Source organism: Rickettsia endosymbiont of Oedothorax gibbosus (assembly GCF_936269705.1).
Lineage (GTDB): Bacteria > Pseudomonadota > Alphaproteobacteria > Rickettsiales > Rickettsiaceae > Tisiphia.
The window spans coordinates 636138-654535 of sequence record NZ_OW370493.1 but is presented as its reverse complement, the minus strand read 5'-3'; the positions used below and the strand labels follow the sequence as shown (position 1 = coordinate 654535).

The window sequence follows — 18398 nt, the reverse complement described above, 5'->3', positions numbered from 1 at the left end:
CTAGTTTTTTATAAAACTTACTATTTTGTAAAAAAATAGGGTATTTTGTCCAAAGTCCAATAAAAAAGATATCACAAAATTATTGGCAGTATTTTTAGTTTAGTCTAATTTACCATTAAAATAATGGAGAGGTATTTTATGGAAGACTTGCATAATTGGCAAATAAAGTTTGAATCTTGCAAATATTCTGATAGTTTACTGTGTAAACTATCTCAGCTAAACAAACAAGCAACTCATCCAGTAGATATTAACGAAATTACTAAAGCTATCTATTATGCTAAGAAATATCATGGCAAGCAAATTCGACAATCAGGCGAACCCTATTATTCTCATCCAATAAAAGTAGCTTACCTGGTTAGTAAATACACAGCCCAAGAAATTCCCAAATTATTTAAAACTGACATGATAGTTATTAGTTTACTGCATGACACGATCGAAGATACCATACTTACTGAAGAGATGATCGCTCTAATTTTTGGTAGTCAAGTTGCTAGCAAAGTGGAAGGTCTAACAAGAGTCAAGCCTTATGGTAAGATCAGTGCTAAAGAGACTTTAGATTTATTATTTAAACAAGAACAATATGATGTGATATTGATTAAATTATTTGATCGCATTCATAACTTACAAACACTAGGAATTAAATCACCAGAAAAGGCAATGAAGATCATCAAGGAAACTATGGGACATTTTATAACTCTTTGTGCATATTTGGAAATACCAACAGCAGAACAACAATTAATCAAGCTATGTCACAATAATTTGTCTATTATCCCACTGCCTTTAGGCTATGAAATTTCTTATATGGATAATTTTTAGATGCTTTTGCCAGATTTTCAAAATGCAATAATCCGTAAACAAAACCAATAATTATAGGAACCATAATAAACCATATTCCCCAATAGCCAAAACACTCAATAAGGTAGATAAAACCAAACGAGCTAATAACATATATCACAGCATGAGACACAGCAAATGTCATGCTAGCATAGGTAAAACGTTTAAATATAGGAAAGCTTTTTAAACAAATGGGAATAGCAGGGCTTAAGCATTGCTTCCATAAAACTATAAAGAATTGAATAAAAAATAACTGATAAGGAGAATTAATATTATTTAATAAATACGGACAAAATATCATAAAAATAGAAAATATTAACAGTATAATTTTCACAATTAATAATGGATACACTTTTAAACTTAAATAACATAATATTAATGTGGTTAACATATCCATTAGACAGACAATAAAATTATGATAAATAACTTCGGATAGTGTGTAACTAAAGCTAGTTTTTAAAATGTTACCACAATATATATAAATAAAATAAACACATACCGGTAAAGCACATTGTAATAAAAAGAAAGCTAGTACGGTTTTTTTATTAACTTTTTCTTGCCAAATAGGATTGTCTTGTAAAATATTTATATCTGTATTAGTTTTTTCAAAAACTCTTTTTATTCGACGTTTGGCATCAGCAAATTCAGGGGCTTCTCTAAGTTTGTTTCTTGCAACAGAACCAATAAATGCAACTATTGCACCTATCCAAAATGCTACACGCCAGTTAAAAATATCAGAAGTAACAAGCAACACAACTCCTAAAGCACCTAATGTTCCTAGGACAGCAAAAACACTTATCAATCCAACAGTTGCATACTGTATAGGTGGATTAAGCATTTCAGTTAAATAAAGTTTTGCCCCCACTATTTCGCCCATAGAAGACATACCTTGAACAGCCCGGCATATAATCGCTACCCAAGCTGCTAGACTTCCTATTTGTTCATAAGTAGGCAGATTAGCCATAACAATACATGATAAAGACATTGTAATAGTTGTGATGATAACTGTTGGCTTACGCCCTATATTATCACCTATCCATCCAAATATTAAAGCTCCTAATGGTCTAAGTATATAAGTTGCACAAAAAGTAGCTGCAAAATACAAAGTAGCAGTGTGTGGATCAGTTTTTGGAAAAAATAAGTCATTAAGAAATACTGCCATGTGTACATATATCATCAGATCAAAATATTCAAGGAAGGTTCCTATTGATAGTAACCCCACAGTTTCTTTTTGTTCTTTTATTAAACTTATTTGTTCTTCCTTGTACCCTATCATTTTATTATTTTTAATGGCTTGGCTAATTGATGATAGCAAAAAAAAATAATATTAAAAGTAGAAATATTAAGTCTTAGTTAACAATATCAGCAAATCTTAATAAAGCCTAAAGAGCCTTGGAGAGATTTCTTTGACATATTCACTATATAACTCAGGGTAATCACCTTTGAATCTTGGTAGGTCAAATGTTCTACGGATACAGTTCTTCCACGAGACAAGAACATGATCGCCCATTTTTAGGTAAATATGGAATTGCATGTAGTTCATTACTTCTAGCTTTAGACTATCTTCCGTGCAGAGTAGCTGTTGATGTATCTTCTCCAACTTATGCAGCTCGTTCACTTTTTCAGCTATTGACTCATTTGCTTCAATGATATTTTGGCTGGCAACATTTTCATGATCACTAAAAATAGCATAGTGTTTTCTTGCCTGCTCAACAGTTTGTGGCATCACTTCAGGTGAGGATGGAGTATGTTTTACAGTATCATTTAAAACAATCTCTAGAGGTTTATTTTTCTTTTTGCTCAAACTAACAATGTTTTGATCTTGATGTTGCTTTTGGTTTTTTTCTATTTTTATTCTTGTGGCTTTCATTTCTTCATCCTCTTTGCATAATGCTTTTTTTATAATCCTAAAATTAAGTTGCTACTCGCAGTATAAATGTCGAAGAGCGGAGCGTACATTTAGTATGTGAGTACCGTAGAACATGAAGTGCAACGACGTGATAACTAATTTTAGGAGTTGGTATTATGTAAAAATATTTCTCTCTCTACTAATCGTCTTTTAACTAAACCTTTAAGCTTAACACCACGGGCATAAACCCATTTAGGAAATTCATCGGCAGCTGATAAATATTCACCCCTTAACAGCTTCTGTCGTAAACTGGAAGCTTGAAAGGCACCAGCTCCACAATTGAAGACGAACGATATCAAAGCTCCCTCTTGGCAGTAGTTTAATGGTACGCGACAATATCGATAAATGGCATATTTAGCTTGTTCTATATCCTGCTCTAGCAAGTAATCAGCATGTTCCCGCGATATACCATCAGACATTTGTTGTTGTTCGTATTCTTTTATCACATGCCCCCAACCAATAGTTTTTAAACCAGCTAGGCAGTAATATGGTTGCAATCTTAGTCCTTCAAAGCTCTTAATTATATATTCTGCTTTACTATTGCTATCAATATTTGTAACCATTAACTTTACCATTACTACTACCATTGATATAGGGGTAACCATTACCATTGCTATAGGTATGACCATTATTGTTACCATTCACTCGGTATCTGCCAAAAGCTCGATGACCAAACCAAAAACCAATAACTGCACAAAATATTCCTTGATCCTCACTACTCCATAGGGTGTCAACTGATCCACCAAATTTTATGAAGATAGCTAATTTTAATGCTACATAGAGCAGAAAAAATATATAAGTAATCATTGGTCTAACACTGGTAGCTAAAAAATCAAACCAATTACCATTATTGCTGTTACTAGCTATTTGCATACCAGCATATTGATACAAATACTTACTTTCATCATTATCAGCCTTAATTTGGATTTCCTCAAGCCTAGCACTATGACCAGTTTTTAAAGCTTTTAATTGCAAATCAATTAATTTAAGTTCATGTTCTTTGTCCTTTTTATCCTTGAGAAAATGCAAAATCTCCGGTATAAAACTACTGAAAAACCCCATAAAGGCACTTAATATTGCTATCATATAAATCTCTAAATATTATACCTATTGGGCTTAAGAAGCATTAATACTATTACAACTACCATCAATAATTAGTTTTTTATTAACAAGATCAATGGTAACATTGCCGACAACATCGCTAATGTTAGCATAAGATTTCCAGCCTGATAGATTTGCTTTAATACCGTCAAAATCCAAACTCGAGGTTGGTGCATTGAGATTACCTAAGTTATTTGGTAATGCAACTGTCCAAGACTGGTTTGCAGAGACAGATCGTGCTTGAGTTTGTAAGTTAGCTACTTGCGTAGTTAAATTATTAACAATATTATCTCTTTCTCTTAGACGTTGTTCTAAATCACCTATTTTATTCAGCAAGTTCTCGGTTTCATCTTCTGCCATAATATCCGATAGGTGTAAACTAGCGAGTGAGGTTAGGCTTTGGCTTAAATCTTTGCTATTCTCAAGACTAAGGCTACTTAGGTTGTCCTGATGATTAACATATATGATATATTTTAGTTCTCTAACATTGCTAGGAATCCGGTTTATTAGGTTTTTTAGATTATCTCTACCAACTCGGTTATCTAAGTTCCAGGGTAGGACAATATAGTTACCATCATCCTCAGAGGTCATGGCTATTTTAGTGAAAGGATGTTGAGTGCCAAGATAAAAGCTTAGTGCTGCCTTAGAAAATGTTATAATGTCAGTGCCGTTGGCAGTTATTATGTGCAACTCTGCTCTATCTACCTGATTTGGTATAAAAATTTTCTCGCCCAAATGAAATTTAGCAATATCCGGTAAATGATCACTATTACTCGCGTAAACATTTCTCATGATTTTTTTAAGATTTTCGATATCTTTTGACTTGTTAAATTTGACGGTGATTTTTCTCACATAAACCTCTATAGTACCTGTGTTTCAGAGGATTTATTATAGCATAGAAAATCATACTTTGCATCATGTTTCGTGATATTTTTACATCATATTTTTTACTAATATAATTTAAGTTGTTTTTTTAATTAATACATTTATAGGTTGAGATTATAAAATAACTTTTCTTTAAAATAGAATGATGGTAATTTTATCAAAACTTACGCTATGTTATCTCAAGTATGACTAAAAACCTTGACCAAAAGTCATGCCCTCGCAGTGAATAATTTTAATAATACCCTAATACTACGGCACTTGTCGTAAAACATAGCGTAAGTTTTGACTTATAGCTTTTTCTTATACTTTTTTGCTTCTACCACTCATATTCTATAGCCTTCTAGAGTTTTGATTGATAGACATAGGTAATGTTTAACTGTAACTTTGAGTCTTACCTAGCATATTTAATCTAAAGTTTGCAAAATTGGACGATAGAAGCTTTTACTAAAATTTTTTTAAGAAGATTAATCGTTTTAGAACAAAATTTTTACCTTTTTGTAAATTAAACAGGTTTATTCATAATAATGTCCTTTACAACTCTCTATCTGGATAATTTTCGTTTCCTCATTAAAAAAATATACCAATCTATGCTTCTGATCTATTCTTCTAGACCAAAAACCGCTTAATTTATGTTTTAAAGGCTCAGGCTTTCCTATCCCATCATAGGGTGTTAGGAGAATATTATCTAGCAGCTTCTGAATTCGTTTATCTATTTTAGTATCCGTATGCTTCCAGAATTGTCTTTGCTCAAGTGCCTCATTAGACCAATAGATGACTGTCAATTTCTTTCCTTTTCTTTGCTTTTAAAAGCTGTTTCGTAATATCTTCTGCAGGAACTATGCTATCATAATTCATCCACCATTGATCTTCAGCGTTTTCTATTTGGGCAATATCTTCTTTTGAAATTGATAACAGATAATCTTTAATATCCTTTATTACATCAGTTTGAAAAAACTTATGCATTTCTTCTTTCGTAATAATTTTATTGTCACACATAATAGCTTTACACCAAATAGAATGTGTATGTGTTAAATTACGTAAATAGGCAGCTGTATGCTCACCATAAAGAGAATAGACTTTATAAATTAATCCTTTCTGCTTTTGGCTATAAATATCAAAATCTATTTCTCTAGGTGTAGGAATGATATTAGCTTCAAAAATACCGAATGTTGAACGCAAAGCTGGTGCTACTGGTCCATGTGTCCATGCTTCAATCTCTTCTTCAAAAAGTAGTTCGTCAAATAAAGCAAGATTTATCCCTTGAGCAAAATATATTAGTTTGTACAGCTTTAGCTGGGTTATGGCATCGCCGGCTTCTCTATCTACTAAAACTAAAAAATAATTAGCTATATCTAAACAACTAAGTACCTTATCTTTTTGTTTTGTATTCATAACTATTCTATAATTTTGATTATATTATTAAATTAAAATAACACTACTTGATATAACAACTTATAACATAAATAACTCATTATAAATAGACAAACTTGAGGTGTCCCACTCCCTCAACTAATAGCTGATTGAAATAACTGGGGACACCAAAAGTCATCAATAATAAATCTGGGGTTTTTAATTAATATCTGTTAAATTGAAACTATAGAGTTCAATTAATAATTACCTAGATATTTTGTTTATTCGTCCAAGTTATAAATTCAGTTTTATTTGCAGTTGAACCATCTTGTGTTTTATTGATAATTTCTAATCAAAACCTCTTCTGCATTTTTCCTGCCATTAGCTTTACAATTAATAGTGCGTGGTGCTTCTATAATCTTCTATATAAAAATCTTTATATATATGCTTTATAAACTGAAAATTAGAATTTGAAAGCATGAAATACACCCCCTTATCGTTTAACTCTTTACATTTTTGATAAAGTTTTATCTGAATCTGTTTCTGTAAAATCAAATTTGGTATATTTCTTTTATATTAATTGACTCTTTTATACTTTCTGAGCTACAATCTAGCTTAGAAACTATAAAATGGAGAATTATCATGGCTGTTAATACTACTGTTCGTGCTCGCATTGATGAGAATATAAAAGAGGAAGCTTCTATTGTACTATCAACTATGGGGCTTACTGTATCAGATGCTTTTCGTATGCTTCTAACCCGTATTGCACGCGAAAAAGCCTTGCCTTTTGATCCACTTGTACCAAATGCTAAAACAATTGAGGCTATAAAAGCCGCACGAAGTGGTAAACTAATAACTATTGGTAGCATAAATAATTTATTAACTGATTTAAATGCGAACGATTAAGCGTACTACACAATTTAAACGTGATTATACAAGAGAAAAACGTAGACAACATGGCGTAACTTTGGATAATGATTTATCGAAAGCGATTGAATTGTTAGTCATTGATGCACAATTACCTAAATGCATGCGTGAGCATCCTCTCATCGGTGATTGGAAAGATTGCCGAGATTGTCATATTAAATCCGATCTTGTGCTTATCTATCAGAAGTCGGATGATTACACGCTGAAATTAATTCGCCTTGGTTCACACAGTGAACTTAGTTTATAATTTTTCGCATAAATTTATAACTTTTTCTTACCAACTCATGTATTTGGACTTTGGACAAAAATCCCTGTTTTTTCACAAAATAGAAAGTTTGATAAAAAACTAGTATTCTGAGTTATCTTTCTAAGATTATTATTAATCTATAGTTAATATTTTTACAATTTTAGGTAAATTATTTTACATAAAAGATAAATTATAAGTTGCTAAATATAGGCTAAATTATTTTGTCCAAAGTCCAACATGTATGGAACTACCCAAAAATGCAAGAAAAAAATAATACTTGACAGAAAAAAAGCAAATGCAGTCATGTATTCGACTTAAGGCTCAATAAAGTGCCATAGCCCTGATGGAATTCGCTAACTTATGAACTTTAACATTATCACCTTAACGACTTCATTTGAGCCTGTGAGTTAAACAGTTTTTTCATAAGCTAAGGTTTGTCTTATTCATCATCAATATTATCATCTCTCGCATATTCCTTGGTAGGAATTCCTTACTTTAATTATTTTATTCCAACCGCTGATTTTTTAAAATTTAAACCTTATTTTTTTAAATTTTTAAAAAATCAGCCACCTTTATAAAAATAATTAATATTAAACTTTTAGTAACATACTTTTGTTTCACTATATGGCTGATCATTTCTTAGTACTGCAAACACTACTCTTGCTAATTTATTTGCCACCGCCACTACACTAGTATTATAACCTCGTCTCTCTTGTAGTCTAAACATCCAATCAGTGAATTTGCTCTTATCACCTGTTACTTTATCCAATTTCTTAGTTCTTAATACCCTAGCTGTAAAAACAGACCGGGCTCCATGGATTAATAAATTACGTAAATATACGTCGCCTCTTTTACTAATTCCTAATAACCTTTCTTTCCCAACAGTTGAGTGCTGTTTTGGCACTAAACCAAGCCATGCTGATAATTGTCTACCATTTTCAAAATTTGCTGCATTGCCAATTGAGGCTGTTAATGCCGTTGCAGTTATTAAACCTAACCCTGGTATTGCCATTAATTTAGCATGGTTCTCATTATTTTTAGCAATCTACGTCAGTTCGGGATAAGATATAGATGAAATAGTAATAGATAAAAGGATTGTCAAAAAGGAGTGCCTGCAGTATTTATATTTTTAAACAAAAAAACAAACTACAGGCATGAAAAAAGATATCACAGAATTATATAGTTTTATAGATGATTTTTGTAAAATTTATTTGGAGTATGAACAGAGAAAGTTATTACCATCAAATAAGCAAAGAAATCGCTGTTGTAGCATGAGTCTAAGTGAAATGTTAACAATAATAATTATGTTTCATACATCCTATGCTAAGAATTTTAAATTTTTCTATAAAAGTTATATAGAGTGCATGCATAAGGATGATTTTCCCAAAGCCTTGAGTTATAATAGATTTGTTGAATTAATGGCACGATTATTCATACCGCTAAATATGTTGATTCATTTGTTGTTTGGTGAGGAAACAGGTATTTATTTTATTGACTCTACAACGATTAAAGCTTGTCACAATAAAAGGCGTTATAGCAATAAAGTTTTTAAAGGATTAGCCAAACATAGTAAATCCTCTATGGGGTATTTTTATGGTTTTAAATTACATGTAATAATCAATAATAAAGGGGAGTTTATGGCATTAAAAGTGACCAAAGGCAATGTAGATGATAGGGTTCCAGTACCGGAGTTAACAAAAAGATTAACTGGAATTATAGCAGCTGATAAAGGTTATATTAAGCAAAATTTGTTCTTAAATTTATATGAAAGAGGCTTAAAAATGATTCATGGAATTAAGAAGAATATGGAAAATAAATTAATGGATTTGAAAGAAAAAATCTTACTTCGAAAGCGTAACTTAATTGAAACAGTTTTTGATTATCTAAAAAATAAAATGAACCTTGAACATACTAGACATAGATCACCAATAAATGCCTTTGTCCATATATTATCTACTCTTGTTGCTTACTCATTAAAGAAAAATAAACCTTCAACAAAATTTGATTTTAATCTACATGTTCACAATATCCTTATCCCGAATTGACGTAATCTGATTTAATCGTTTTTCTAAATCTATAATTCTCTTATTATTATCTCTAAATTCTTCCAGTAATAAACAAAATGTTTCTTTACTCTTATTACTCAGTTTATTGCCGTCCATAGCTGTATTTACATGGCTAATTATTTTATTTACTCCTCTCGGTATAGTTACGCCAAATTCATGCAATAAACCCCTAATTTCATTTGCCAAAGCTGTACGATTTTTTACCAATCTTTCTCGAACCCGGTGAATAGACAAAACATCCTGTTGCTCTAACGACTTTATTGGTACAAATCTCATCGTAGGACGACCTACTGCTTCGCATATTGCTTCTGCATCTTTAAAATCATTTTTATTGCTTTTAACATATGGTTTAACAAATTGTGGTGCCATCAACTTGACATCATGACCAAATTTTGTTATCTCTCTAGCCCAATGATTAGAACCACCACATGCTTCCATTCCCACTAATGATTTTGGTTGGTTAGCCATAAAATCTAAAAACTTTTCTCTTGTTAATTTTTTCTTAAAAATATTTTTTCCATATTTATCTACTGCATGCAAATGAAAAATATTTTTTGCTAAATCTATTCCTATTATGTTATATTCCATTTTGGGACTCCCTATTGTTGTTTTAATACATTAAATATTAAATCTAGAAGAATAACATCTGCTATTCATTCTGTATATAGGGTAGTTCCATACCATTACCTTACGCAGTAGGCATTATAAAACACTGTAATTTAAGCATAAATTATTATTTTTAGCACTTTTAGTTGAAAAATAACATCAAAGTATAATGTTATGATACTGATTACAGCCAATACTTATTTAATAACTGCTCAAAACATTCAATTTTAGAGCCAATTTTACTACTGCGTAAGTGAGTTACCAATTCAAGCTATTAAATTCGTGAAAACCACATAAAGCCGGCTGTAGGTAGAATAAATTCTGACCTGGGATATTTCTTTGAAGGGATTTCTTAAGCAACTCTTCTGCCTTATCCAACTCACCATTTTGGATTAAAGTAACTATTGTACCAAAATCAATAATGTCACTACCCATAGTTCCTGCTAAAGCTTTAAGCAGATTATTATAACTATCATACTCATTAAAGAAAAAATCCCCAAATAATCCAAGACCACCGCCTTTTAACAAGGAAGCGATAAATATTCCTTCTTCATTTGGTGCAACCCATTCCTTGCCTTCAAACAACCTGCCAGCATTGATCGATAAGTAACCAAGTCCTACGGAACCCGGTAATAATTGAAACAACATTTTAATACTAGTTGGGTTTCTCATTGTTTTAGCAATATCCTTCCATGTTCCTAAATCAAACAAACTACCACTACCTATTTGTTGATGAAGTGGTATTTGATCGATGGTTACTGATTTTAAGGGTTTGGTAATGTAAGTATAGGCAAAAGTTTTAAACTGCATTATACACTGAATCACCGTTGCAGCTGGCGAACCTGCCTTAATTCCTAAATTACCAAATAATACAGCATTCTTCTCGGCAGTATGAGGAGTGGCAATAGCTGTATCAACTCGGTCAAGTAAATATCTTCGTAAATTATTGGTCAAATCCTGCTTGAATCTAGTTATATCAAGACTACTAATTGTACTTTTACCACTTTGTTGTTGTAAATGTTGCTTTAGTAAATGCTCAGGTATTAATGCTGTATCAGGTATTAAATATGGCTTATTCTCTATTTGCTGTACTAAATGTTGATAAAGATGCCAGTTACTTTCATTAATGCCATATCTATTAAGCAAAGTCTGTAAGTTATGATATAGCGAGTTAAAGGGCTTATTGATTTGTAACGCTAAATTATGCGATAACAAATTACCCATTGTAGATTTCCAAGCATTATCCCACCATTCCATAAAATTTAGTTTAAAGAAAGCATTGGTAAGTTTAAATATGCTACCAGATACTGGGTATTCTGTTCCTGCAAAACGAGAATAACTATGACCAAGCAGTGAATCTACAGCCACACCAAGTAAACTAGCAAGTTCTTTTTTCTTTTTACCATTAAAGCCTGTAGCTGCCACTTGCAATATATTCGCATAAGATTGCATTAGTGGTATGCCATTATTTTGTAACTCACTGACAAAAGTTATCATATCAGGTATTGAAGAAAGTACCACTTTGCCAAGATTTGCCATACATTTCCAAGCACGATAAGCTCCAAGGATACGGTCAACTGACGGTATTTGTGCTCTAACTCCTAGCATTAGGTCTAACTGATTGGTAAAACTGTTTGGATTACTAAGTACTGCTAATTGCTTTAAAATAGCTGAGTCTTTAGTTGCTAACTCCTGTAGTTCCCTGGTAAAAGTACCTTTGATCGATTGCAGCATTAATTCAGGATTACAACCCATACTCTCCATCATACCGATGCTCTGACCTAGTATATTAAGGTTACTAACTATCGAATCAGCAATAAAAGATCGGCTTTTTATTAAAGGGCTAATGATTTTGTCAACAAGGTCATTTTGTACATAGTTACCAAACTCCTTCTGATATGCTAACCAAGCTTCTGGCGATTTAAAATGTAGTTTCCCTATTAGCTGACGCCACATCAGCTACGTTACTACCTTTAATGTGATTAAATGCTATATTTAAATATTGGTCAGTATCTTTTAAATGAATGTTACTAGCAAGATTATTAAATATTACCCTTAAATCTATTTTATCATTTAGTTTAGCCATTCTCTGAAAATCAAGTAGTGGATAGATAAATTTTAGCCAGTCATCATAACCAGCTTGGCGGATTTTAAAGCTATCATGACCTTGGTGAGTAATATAACCTTCTAGCGGTATTATATAACCCCCTGCTAGATTAGCTCTATTGATGGCAATTGTTTGCCATTTATTGACTATTTGAGCGACTAGCATTGCCCTCTCACTACCAGTCGACTTTTTATTAGTATGGCTGATATTCCATAATTCTTGTATTATTGCACCCTGATAATTGATATCGCCAAACTCTTGTACCACACCAGCTTTCTCTAAATCTCTTGTAAGACCGTATAACAGCTCTTTAGCAGTAGTTTGTTGCCGTAGATCAACTTGCTGTAAATATTCTTTTATTGCAGCAACCTTATTGACATAAGCTCTTATAAACCTTTCTGCTGCAGCCAGCTTTATTAAGTTTAAAGCATTATTTCTTTTTTTTACAAAGCACTCCTTCTTAAAATCATCAATGAACCTATCTATTTGTTTATCTCTCTCTAACAAATCTAATCTTTCATATCCAACAAATTCTTTATGGATAGTTTTTAGCTCATCTACTAATTGTTGATCGACAAGAGCTAGAGTTTTAAATAACTCCTCTACTTCTGAAGGGTCTGCCCCTTGCTTAACTTTACGTAAAATTTCTTCGGTTCGTTGGTAAATAACATCTTGTTTGATGGCTTCTGCTTGATAAGTAACCTTCTGTTGTTCAGGTAGATGGGCTATGTCAGCTTCTAAAGAAACTAGATGCTCTTGTAGATTTGGGGAGGCATGGCTAGTATCAAATTTCTCATCATCACCATGGTAAAAAGATTCAGCCTCTTGTGGATTCTTGAGATTTATATGTTTGCCTTCCTCTAGCTGTTTTCTTGCTATATATAACTCCTCAGGCGATAAATCATAGCCTTTAGTTTCCCATTGCTGACGTCGTAAATTATTGATAATTTGCTGATCTAATTGTTTTTCTGCTGTCAAATACTCCTGAAACGCTGGGTTATTAATATGCTCCTGATATAATTGTTGTAATTTGCCTTTTTCCTCTAGTAAAATATCCAAAAACCATTTTGGTATTTGCTCAATCTTGCCATTAGTACCAAACTGATCATGCATATGTTGTTGTAATTCTGCTATTTTCCTCTGCTGGACAAAATATAAAGGAAATTGTGGCTCGGCTGCCGTAATTAATTGTAGCTTCTTTGCTTGTAACTCAGCTAATCTTGATAAAGAAATGTTTTCAGCGTTGGCATTGCTACTTGTTGGCACTTGACTATCAACTTGCTCAGTTTCTATTATCTTCTCCATTGTTTGAGGAGATGACTCTTTTAGCACAGTATCAATATTCTCTTTTAACTGACTATCAACTATCGGATGTAAGGTCTCAATTTCAGGACGTAACTTATTGGAATGTAAGTACAGTCTGTCCCGCAAATATTTAGCCGAATAACCAAGACCATGCAATGTTGCACCAAATAAACCACTTTCTATAATATTAATCAAACTATCTGACAAGTCATAAGGTCTTTGTTCAATATGTCGTTCATTATAAAGAAATGGCTCGATAGCTGTCTGACCTACAGCACCACCGACAAAACCTTTAGCTAATGTTGTTGGAAGTTTGCCATATTTTAAAGCAGCTGCCGCCCATCTTGCTTGCCCACCAATAGGAATGAAGCTAGCAGCAATGTTAATTATCGACAAATTACCAAATACTATCTCAGCTCCAAATTTGCCAATAGCTTCAACTAATCCACCTTTACCTGCAGCAATGATAATCTCATTAATTTCTCGCTGCTTTTTTCTCTCTAAAATATCTTCTACTAATTGATTGGTAAAATTAGGGTCATACTTTAAATCTGAGTCACCATATTTTTGCTCAAATTCTTCCTTGGTTAATTTGTTATTATTAGTTTTAAAATATTCAGCAATATCCCGTAATTCAGGATCAATAATATATTCTGGGTCAAAAGCTCGCCATAAAGTTGATAGGCTTGGACTGTCCTTATAGGCTTGCCGGCTAACTGCCCGCCAAACATCCATTTTACTGCTGCCTAACAAATCAACGACACTATTAGTTCTAAACTCCGGTATTAAAATAGAATAGTAACGTAATTGATTATTTGAATAATTATTTAAGCTGTCATTATTTTCCATCCTACTAATCTACTCTAATATGAATATGAGTTAATGATATCTTGCAATTCTTTTTTCTGTTGCTCTAAAGCTTGAGGATTATTTAACTCTAATAAATCAAATTTTAATATTTTACCAACTCCTACCATAAGTGGCAGATACTGACCATCTTTAGTTGGAAAAGTATAATAGACACTCTTTTTGTCAGGTGTTAATTTCCATTTACCTTGTTGTAAACATTCTCGTACTATTGTAGTCGAATATTGTCCTATTGGTTCATTGATATTATCGATACTATTGCTACCACGACTATCCCTAAAACTAGTAATATAATCATAAGCTATAGTTCCTTTAATGAGACCATGTTGCAGCTCTGCTAGACTACTCTCAATATAATCAGCATTTAAATCTTGGATTATACCTTGTGCTACCACCTGACTGGGGATTTGCAGATTTTTACTATCTAGTCGCATATAGACCTCGCTAATTAATTCTTTGGTTGCTTTTTTTACTGCTTTGTCAATCATTAAATCTTCAGTACGTTGGTAGTATTTAGCTAAATATTTTATGGCTTGCCGTGTTTGGCTAATCTCTGTCTCATTTTGCATATTGCTTTTTGCTAAATCCTTACTCCATCGCTTGAATATACCATTTTTATCAATTTCTTTGTTAAATTCTGTAGTCTCATTACTGATAAATAAAGGCTGACTTTTTAATGATAGCTCGTTAACTAGTGTCATCATCTGTATGAAGGCTGACGCATTTTTACGGTTACATAGCCTACTCTCAGCATAGAATTGAGTCAGGCATTCTAGCTCCCCCTTACCCCTTAAGATTTCTTCCATTATCTCCAAGCCATATTGCTGCCCGCCTCCTGTATCATCATCTCGTAGACTAATTATACTGTCGATGGCTTGTTTAATTTGGTTAACATCTTTAGTCTGAATCTTTTTTAAATACTCAATACGCTCAGATTCCATTAAATATCTCTGATCGTAACTCGGAATGCCTTTTTGCTGTTGTAATTGTTTTCTAAGCAATAAACGTTGAGGAAATGTTAGGGCTTTAGGTATTATACCAATTGCAATAATTAACGCAGTGGTGTAAAATGGGTTTTTAACTGATAAAGGTACTCAAATGGCTAGGTTAATATTACCACAAGGTTTTCATGGTCATGATTTTATAAAAATGATGAAACATGAGCCGCATGGTCGAAATCGTATACGTTTATTGGCGATGTATCACCTTCAATTAGGCAAATCTTTAAAAGCCATATCTGAAATAGTGAAGTCACACTGGAAAACTGTGCAATCATGGCTCAGAAGATTTAGGAATCATGGTTTTGAAGGATTATTTGAATCACAAAGAAGCGGCGCCCCTAGGAAGATTAACACTATACAAGAGTCTGCTCTTTTTGATAAAATCAATACGCTCAGTGAAAGTAAAACTGGTGGGTATATAACTGGAAAGGAGCTACATATCATGTTACTTGAGGAATATGGTGCTAAATGCGCTTTAAAAACAGTCTACAATACTATGCACCGCCTTGGTTTTAGCTGGATTACTTCTCGTTCAATGCATCCAAAGTCAAATCAAGAGACTCAAAATACATATAAAAAAACTTCCCAGACATGTTAACAAAATTATTACCAAAAAATATCGATAGATGTAAAGTTGATATATGGTCTCAGGATGAAACTCGAGTTGGGCAACAAGGTAGCTTAACTCGTATATGGGCTAAGCGTGGCACTAGACCCCGTAAAGTTCGGCAACAGCAATTCATTTCAACATATATTTATGGAGCTGCTTGCCATGATACAGGAGAAGCTTTTGCATTAATTTTACCATATGCAAACACACAGGCAATGAATAAATTCTTAGAAGAGCTTTCTCGCAGTATTCAAGGCAACCGACATATAGCTTTACTAACGGATAATGCAGGTTGGCACACAGCCAAAAAACTAACTGTGCCAAGCAATATCACTTTGATACCGCTTCCGCCCTATGCACCGGAACTTAATGCAATGGAACAAGTTTGGGAATGGATCAAAAATCATTTCTTGTCTAACCAATGTTATGGTGTATATGAAGATATCGTCACTATGGCTTGTTACGCTTGGAATCAATTTGCTCATAATGTAGATTTAGTAAAATCAATTATGTATAGAGACTGGATAAACACACCGTGTTAATTATTGCAATTGGTATTATGTCGGCGTACAATTCCTCAATCAGCCTAACCGGGTCTGTTTGAACCAATTTACTCTGTCTGTTAAACTTCTCAGCTAAAATATGATATATTTGCTCTTTCTTGTCATAATCAACATCTCCGCCCTTTGGGGCAATTTGTTGTAATATTTCCTGACATTGGTTAAATGGTAAGTTCTTCATTTGTTCTGAAATAACAAAAGCCTGGTTATACAAAGCTTCTTGGGCTATGAATTGCTGCAGTCGTGGATCACCAGCATTAAAACTGGCTTGCAGTAGATTTTCAAACCCTTTAATACCTTCTCCAGTATTTAGGATACTATGCAAATGGGCATTGGTAAGAGAACTAAGTTGATGTTGTCTCAGTAATTGCTGATGATGTAATAGATTATTTGCTTGCCCCTCCAGCTTTATCCTCTGTTCAAGCGATAAATCTTCTTTCCATTCAGCAACTATATTGGGATTTAATATAGCATCTGGCGAATGCTTTAAAGTACCTAGTGCTGAGGCAAATGCTAAAGCTTGTTTGGCATTAATTAGCATTTGTTCTCGCTCTTGCGGCAGTAATGACAGAGAGTTAATAGCTATCACGATATCTTGTAAGTGACTAGTATAAAGCTGTGGGTTATCATAAGTAGCATTCTTTAACTTTTCAATAGCTTCAATTGCTAAATGGTTACGTTTACCATCAATCAGCTTGGCTTCTGTATGACTTATTTGCCCAATTAAAGATATTCGGTAGTCATTAATCTTAGCTTGCAACATACGCTTGGTTAGTCTGTTCTTGGCTTGTTGCAGATAATTTACAGCCCGCTTATCATACTTGCCTAAAAAATACTCGATAAACGGTTTGTTGTTTTCTGAAAAATCCGGATGAAATTCATCAAATTGTGTCAAACAGTTAAAACCACCAGTTTTGTTATCACTAGCTACTTCAATATTGCTCTGTGATTGATGCAAGTGCGTAGTGGTATCTTTAATAAAGTCTGCCCATAAATTTGGCATTTCTACGCTGGAATCTTTCTCCAGTTTACGTACCAAATAGCCTTTAGCTTCTTCATTAATCTGCTGACTTATACCTGCTATAACTTGCCATTTCATCTTTTTTTATTACTTCCCTTTTACTTGTCTGTTATCCCTTCATTACTTCTTGATATCCTAGCAAGATCAGACATCCCGCTTAAAACCGTACCAAGATTTTGCCAAGGCGAAGCTGACCTGATCGAACTAATATTACGGTTAATTGCTTCCTTATTTAAATCAATCATTACCGTGTTTAAGTTTGATCTTGGTCTTTGGTGAAAATGTTCAGCTTCTACACTTCTTGCCTTCATCTCGTCCATATAAGCCATATGTCGTAGTAATAAGCCAGCTGAATCAGTACCAGTTATACCAATACCAGTTTTCAGGATATTATAGCCCAGCTGCTGGCGATTATATAACTGTTCTTGCCTCAACATATCAACATGATAACTTGATATTGCTCCATATTCCGCAGTTCTTTCTATTAGTTGTTGACGGTCAAACCTGACATTCTCCTGTTGTTGTCTCAATAAATGCTGTTGTTCATATAAGGATTGCTTAGTTTTTTCTTTATTACTTCTTAGTTGGGAGTAAGTATTAAATAAAGATGCTCCTGTAGCAAATATACTCGCTCCACTCGAGAAAAAATTTAGAAAATCAAACATTGCTATTTTTTACCTTTTAAAGATTTTTAGCTATTTAATTTGTTGCAAGAATATGTTACATTATAACTAGTATTAGTTGTGTGTGCGTCAAGATAAGGTGCATTAATCTTACGGGTGAAAGTCCTGTTATGGAAGGAGTAGCTAGCTCCACCATATAGCGAGTCTTGTGCTGCTGAAGGTAACGACAGTAGTAAAGCGTAGACAGCGAAACATCCGAGCCGAAACCAAATGGTGAACGTGATAGCCCTGAAATGATATTGGTAGTGGAAGTCGATGTGCTACACAACGCAGTAGACAAGAGAAAACTAGAGGTCAAACTAGCGAAAATCCGAAAGTT

The 18398-nt window shown here is 33.2% G+C and carries 19 protein-coding genes and 1 pseudogene; 6 read left to right on the top strand and 14 right to left on the bottom strand.

Going from position 1 to position 18398, the window contains the following annotated elements:
* Positions 1–138 precede the first annotated feature (138 nt).
* The gene (locus tag NBW66_RS03605) at positions 139–816 is read left to right on the top strand and encodes an HD domain-containing protein (RefSeq protein ID WP_250311730.1); all 678 of its coding nucleotides are present in this window, start codon (positions 139–141) and stop codon (positions 814–816) included.
* Here NBW66_RS03605 and NBW66_RS03600 read toward each other — a convergent pair.
* The 7 genes from NBW66_RS03600 to NBW66_RS03570 all read right to left on the bottom strand — a co-directional run bounded on the left by NBW66_RS03600 (position 767) and on the right by NBW66_RS03570 (position 6121).
* Positions 767–2110, bottom strand: a complete 1344-nt coding sequence (locus NBW66_RS03600; RefSeq protein ID WP_250312251.1) for an MFS transporter — start codon at positions 2108–2110, stop codon at positions 767–769. The genes NBW66_RS03605 and NBW66_RS03600 overlap by 50 nt on opposite strands.
* Before the next feature lie 96 nt (positions 2111–2206).
* Positions 2207–2704, bottom strand: coding sequence for a hypothetical protein (locus NBW66_RS03595; RefSeq protein ID WP_250311729.1), 498 nt, complete (start codon positions 2702–2704; stop codon positions 2207–2209).
* 140 nt (positions 2705–2844) lie between these two features.
* Entirely contained in the window at positions 2845–3306 is a 462-nt protein-coding gene (locus NBW66_RS03590; protein WP_250311728.1) for a lysozyme, read from the bottom strand.
* Positions 3290–3829 carry a hypothetical protein gene (locus tag NBW66_RS03585; RefSeq protein WP_250311727.1) on the bottom strand — a complete coding sequence of 180 codons (540 nt, stop codon included), beginning with the start codon at positions 3827–3829 and terminating at the stop codon, positions 3290–3292. The genes NBW66_RS03590 and NBW66_RS03585 overlap by 17 nt, the downstream gene beginning before the upstream one ends.
* 30 nt (positions 3830–3859) lie before the next feature.
* A complete protein-coding gene (locus NBW66_RS03580) occupies positions 3860–4696 on the bottom strand; it encodes a hypothetical protein (protein WP_250311726.1) in 837 nt (278 codons plus the stop codon).
* Between the two features lie 545 nt (positions 4697–5241).
* Complete coding sequence (locus NBW66_RS03575) at positions 5242–5511, bottom strand: Txe/YoeB family addiction module toxin (protein ID WP_250311725.1); 270 nt, start codon at positions 5509–5511, stop codon at positions 5242–5244.
* Positions 5489–6121: a Panacea domain-containing protein gene (locus tag NBW66_RS03570; protein WP_250311724.1), complete on the bottom strand. Its 633-nt coding sequence runs from the start codon at positions 6119–6121 to the stop codon at positions 5489–5491. Before NBW66_RS03570 ends, NBW66_RS03575 begins: the two co-directional genes overlap by 23 nt.
* A gap of 600 nt (positions 6122–6721) precedes the next feature.
* On the opposite strand from NBW66_RS03570, the gene NBW66_RS03565 reads away from it, so the two are divergent.
* Both NBW66_RS03565 and NBW66_RS03560 read left to right on the top strand, forming a co-directional pair.
* Complete coding sequence (locus tag NBW66_RS03565; RefSeq protein ID WP_250311723.1) at positions 6722–6985, top strand: type II toxin-antitoxin system RelB/DinJ family antitoxin; 264 nt, start codon at positions 6722–6724, stop codon at positions 6983–6985.
* On the top strand, positions 6972–7253 hold the full coding sequence (locus NBW66_RS03560) for a type II toxin-antitoxin system YafQ family toxin (RefSeq protein ID WP_250311722.1): 282 nt from the start codon (positions 6972–6974) through the stop codon (positions 7251–7253). Before NBW66_RS03565 ends, NBW66_RS03560 begins: the two co-directional genes overlap by 14 nt.
* A gap of 598 nt (positions 7254–7851) precedes the next feature.
* On the opposite strand, the pseudogene NBW66_RS15215 reads toward NBW66_RS03560, so the two are convergent.
* Positions 7852–8271, bottom strand: a pseudogene (locus NBW66_RS15215) (transposase); the annotation flags it as partial.
* 136 nt (positions 8272–8407) lie between these two features.
* Between NBW66_RS15215 and NBW66_RS03550 the strand changes: the two are divergent.
* Positions 8408–9298 carry an IS982 family transposase gene (locus NBW66_RS03550; RefSeq protein WP_250310582.1) on the top strand — a complete coding sequence of 297 codons (891 nt, stop codon included), beginning with the start codon at positions 8408–8410 and terminating at the stop codon, positions 9296–9298.
* Here the strand turns inward: NBW66_RS03550 and NBW66_RS03545 are convergent.
* The 4 genes from NBW66_RS03545 to NBW66_RS03530 all read right to left on the bottom strand — a co-directional run bounded on the left by NBW66_RS03545 (position 9266) and on the right by NBW66_RS03530 (position 15205).
* On the bottom strand, positions 9266–9907 hold the full coding sequence (locus NBW66_RS03545) for an IS110 family RNA-guided transposase (RefSeq protein WP_410525810.1): 642 nt from the start codon (positions 9905–9907) through the stop codon (positions 9266–9268). The two genes, NBW66_RS03550 and NBW66_RS03545, sit on opposite strands and share 33 nt — an antisense overlap.
* Before the next feature lie 276 nt (positions 9908–10183).
* Entirely contained in the window at positions 10184–11881 is a 1698-nt protein-coding gene (locus tag NBW66_RS03540; protein ID WP_250311765.1) for a hypothetical protein, read from the bottom strand.
* Positions 11847–14186 carry a hypothetical protein gene (locus NBW66_RS03535; RefSeq protein WP_250311764.1) on the bottom strand — a complete coding sequence of 780 codons (2340 nt, stop codon included), beginning with the start codon at positions 14184–14186 and terminating at the stop codon, positions 11847–11849. Before NBW66_RS03535 ends, NBW66_RS03540 begins: the two co-directional genes overlap by 35 nt.
* Positions 14187–14200: 14 nt before the next feature.
* On the bottom strand, positions 14201–15205 hold the full coding sequence (locus tag NBW66_RS03530) for a hypothetical protein (protein WP_250311763.1): 1005 nt from the start codon (positions 15203–15205) through the stop codon (positions 14201–14203).
* A 97-nt stretch (positions 15206–15302) separates the two neighbouring features.
* Between NBW66_RS03530 and NBW66_RS03525 the strand changes: the two genes are divergently transcribed.
* Positions 15303–15803 carry a helix-turn-helix domain-containing protein gene (locus NBW66_RS03525; protein WP_250310542.1) on the top strand — a complete coding sequence of 167 codons (501 nt, stop codon included), beginning with the start codon at positions 15303–15305 and terminating at the stop codon, positions 15801–15803.
* Positions 15797–16357: an IS630 family transposase gene (locus NBW66_RS03520; RefSeq protein WP_250310543.1), complete on the top strand. Its 561-nt coding sequence runs from the start codon at positions 15797–15799 to the stop codon at positions 16355–16357. The genes NBW66_RS03525 and NBW66_RS03520 overlap by 7 nt, the downstream gene beginning before the upstream one ends.
* Here the strand turns inward: NBW66_RS03520 and NBW66_RS03515 are convergent.
* On the bottom strand, positions 16323–17474 hold the full coding sequence (locus NBW66_RS03515; RefSeq protein ID WP_250311762.1) for a hypothetical protein: 1152 nt from the start codon (positions 17472–17474) through the stop codon (positions 16323–16325). The genes NBW66_RS03520 and NBW66_RS03515 overlap by 35 nt on opposite strands.
* 20 nt (positions 17475–17494) lie before the next feature.
* Positions 17495–18061: a hypothetical protein gene (locus tag NBW66_RS03510; RefSeq protein ID WP_250310979.1), complete on the bottom strand. Its 567-nt coding sequence runs from the start codon at positions 18059–18061 to the stop codon at positions 17495–17497.
* Positions 18062–18398 lie beyond the last annotated feature (337 nt).

Excerpts from the sequence above, each read along its gene's own strand:
- NBW66_RS03605 (WP_250311730.1), top strand. The coding sequence starts at position 139 with ATGGAAGACTTGCATAATTGGCAAATAAAGTTTGAATCTTGCAAATAT.
- NBW66_RS03600 (WP_250312251.1), bottom strand. The coding sequence starts at position 2,110 with ATGATAGGGTACAAGGAAGAACAAATAAGTTTAATAAAAGAACAAAAA.
- NBW66_RS03595 (WP_250311729.1), bottom strand. The coding sequence starts at position 2,704 with ATGAAAGCCACAAGAATAAAAATAGAAAAAAACCAAAAGCAACATCAA.
- NBW66_RS03590 (WP_250311728.1), bottom strand. The coding sequence starts at position 3,306 with ATGGTTACAAATATTGATAGCAATAGTAAAGCAGAATATATAATTAAG.
- NBW66_RS03585 (WP_250311727.1), bottom strand. The coding sequence starts at position 3,829 with ATGATAGCAATATTAAGTGCCTTTATGGGGTTTTTCAGTAGTTTTATA.
- NBW66_RS03570 (WP_250311724.1), bottom strand. The coding sequence starts at position 6,121 with ATGAATACAAAACAAAAAGATAAGGTACTTAGTTGTTTAGATATAGCT.
- NBW66_RS03565 (WP_250311723.1), top strand. The coding sequence starts at position 6,722 with ATGGCTGTTAATACTACTGTTCGTGCTCGCATTGATGAGAATATAAAA.
- NBW66_RS03560 (WP_250311722.1), top strand. The coding sequence starts at position 6,972 with ATGCGAACGATTAAGCGTACTACACAATTTAAACGTGATTATACAAGA.
- NBW66_RS03550 (WP_250310582.1), top strand. The coding sequence starts at position 8,408 with ATGAAAAAAGATATCACAGAATTATATAGTTTTATAGATGATTTTTGT.
- NBW66_RS03545 (WP_410525810.1), bottom strand. The coding sequence starts at position 9,907 with ATGGAATATAACATAATAGGAATAGATTTAGCAAAAAATATTTTTCAT.
- NBW66_RS03540 (WP_250311765.1), bottom strand. The coding sequence starts at position 11,881 with ATGTGGCGTCAGCTAATAGGGAAACTACATTTTAAATCGCCAGAAGCT.
- NBW66_RS03535 (WP_250311764.1), bottom strand. The coding sequence starts at position 14,186 with ATGGAAAATAATGACAGCTTAAATAATTATTCAAATAATCAATTACGT.
- NBW66_RS03525 (WP_250310542.1), top strand. The coding sequence starts at position 15,303 with ATGGCTAGGTTAATATTACCACAAGGTTTTCATGGTCATGATTTTATA.
- NBW66_RS03520 (WP_250310543.1), top strand. The coding sequence starts at position 15,797 with ATGTTAACAAAATTATTACCAAAAAATATCGATAGATGTAAAGTTGAT.
- NBW66_RS03515 (WP_250311762.1), bottom strand. The coding sequence starts at position 17,474 with ATGAAATGGCAAGTTATAGCAGGTATAAGTCAGCAGATTAATGAAGAA.
- NBW66_RS03510 (WP_250310979.1), bottom strand. The coding sequence starts at position 18,061 with ATGTTTGATTTTCTAAATTTTTTCTCGAGTGGAGCGAGTATATTTGCT.